We start from the raw sequence: 2,396 nt of genomic DNA, 5'->3' as shown, positions 1-2,396 counted from the left end.
CTGATGTTATACATAAAAAAATTAATCCTTTTTTGGCTAATTTGGGCTACTCTCAAGATAATAATGAGATTGAGTATGAAAAACCTATATCAGTTGGTAGAAGTAAAACAGTGTTCCCTGATATAGTTGTTAATGTTAATGATATACCCGCATTTGTAATTGATGCAAAAAAACAAGGTGAAAATTTAAGGTTTTATGATAAACAAGCTATTTCTTATGGTTTACTTCTTAGAGTTCCTTATGCAATTCTTACAGATGGTAATAAATTAGTTTTATTTGATGTACAAAATGATGAATTGCTTTTAGATGGCGATATGGAATGTACGCCAGAGATATTAAATTTACTACATAAAGATAACTTAAAAAAAAGAATTACATCTAAAGTAGAGCATGAAAATACAAATAAAATTGAAGAAGCAAAAAAAACTTTAATAATATTTGACGATATTCGTAAATTTTCTGATGTTTTATATAATTGTGAAAATATAATAAGAGACAACGATGGGTTAACAAATTCAGATGCTTTTGATGAGACAGCCAAAATTTTATTCGTTAAAATTTATTATGAAAAAAAAGAGATTAACGGGTATGAAAATGAATTAAGTAGAGAAAACCTAGCAAAACGTAGGGGGGGGTGGAGATTATTTTAAGTCATACCTTTTTGTAGAGGTTAAAAAAAACAATCCTGATATTTTTTTTGAAGAAGATTCTATAAATTTAAAAGATAGCACCTTGCTTGAAATTTTAAGAATACTTGCAAATTATACTTTATTAAGTACAAGTATAGATGTTAAAGGGAGAACTTTTGAAATATTTTTAGGGAGAACTTTTACTGGTTCTTTGGGCCAATTTTTTACTCCAAGAACAATTGTAAAGTTTATGGTAGAGTTTTGTTTACCTTACCTTAAAACTTTCACAAAAGATAAAATATGTAAGATAATAGACCCGTCTTGTGGTAGTGGTGGTTTTTTAATTGATACTTTTCAATATTTATATACAGAAAATAAAGATGATGCTCTTTACTTAGACAAATTAAGAAAGGAATCTATTTATGGTGTAGATATAAACCCTAGATTAGCAAGAACAGCAAAAATGAATATGATATTACATGGAGATGGCTATAGCGGAATTACGCAAGGTAGTGGTTTGGAGATAAAAAACAGTTCTGATAAGTATGATTTAGTTATTACAAATCCTCCTTTTGGGGCTAAAGATAAAGATGAGAAATTGTTAAGTCAATTTGAACTCGGTAAACATACTTTAAAGGGTAAGAATAAAGAACAATTGCGAGAGATTTTATTTATAGAAAAATGTATTACTATTACAAAAACAGGCGGTAAAATTGCAATACTTCTTCCTGACGGCATATTAAATAATAAAAAACTCCAATATGTTAGAGATTTTATATTAGAAAAAACTATTCTTGAAGCAGTTATTAGTTTACCTGATAGGACTTTTAAAGCAAGTGGTGCTAATAGTAAATGTAGTATACTTTTTTTAAAAAAGAAAAGTTATGAAAGTGAACAACAAGATATTATATATATGGGTATAGCTGAAACAATTGGTTTTGAAACAAGAACAAAAAAAGCTATGGAAATAAACGATAATGACTTGCCTAAAATATATGAAAACTTTAAATTAGCAAAGTCTAGTCTGTACGATATTCTAAGAAATGATAGAGATAAACAACATTTAATAATCTCTACAAATCCTTCTTGTTTTATAATTAAAAAAGAGTGTTTGGAAAAAAGAATAGACTCTTCTTTTTATTATGCAAAGCATATTCATAAATTAGATAAACCTCATTGTAAAATAAACGCAGTTGCCAACATTGTAACAGACAAAAAGGATTTAAAAAAATACCCTAATCAAGAATTTTCGTACATAGCATTTAGTAATGTAGATACAAAATTAGGTAGTATTACTAACGCACAAACAGTGTTAGGGGAAACAGCTCCCGATAGAGCAAAATGTGTTGTAAAAGCAGGTGATGTAATATGTGCAGGTGTAAAAGATAGTGAAGAGAATATAGCAATAATACCAGAAAGCATGGATAACTTTATTGTAAGTACAGGTTTTATTGTTTTTAGAGCTATACCACCAATGACCCCCGAAGCATTATATGTTTTATTAAAGCAAAAAAATAATTTATTACAAGTAAGAAACAAGGTATCAGGAACAATCATGCCTAACATAAGTGGTATAGATTATTCAGAAAATATTATACCTTTGCTCTCAGAGGAAGAAATAAAAGAGATAACTTCAGAGATAAAAACAATAGAAAAGTATAGGGAGCATATAAGAACTCAGTTAAGCACTATCATAGGGAAATATTAATTAATAGTTAATAAATAATTAGAGTTTATATTTTAATAGATTATAATTATTTACCTTAA

General features: G+C 27.7%; 2 protein-coding genes. Both read left to right on the top strand.

Annotated elements, in window-relative coordinates; genetic code table 11:
• On the top strand, positions 1–650 hold a 650-nt coding region (locus tag ACQCX0_RS02540), incomplete at its 5' end, for a type I restriction enzyme HsdR N-terminal domain-containing protein (protein WP_462562594.1).
• A gap of 82 nt (positions 651–732) precedes the next feature.
• A complete protein-coding gene (locus ACQCX0_RS02535) occupies positions 733–2,337 on the top strand; it encodes an N-6 DNA methylase (protein WP_462562593.1) in 1,605 nt (534 codons plus the stop codon).
• Positions 2,338–2,396 lie beyond the last annotated feature (59 nt).

This window comes from Candidatus Hepatincolaceae symbiont of Strigamia maritima, from assembly GCF_055505085.1.
Note: the sequence above shows the minus strand (reverse complement) of the source record. Positions and strands in the feature narration are given on the sequence as shown.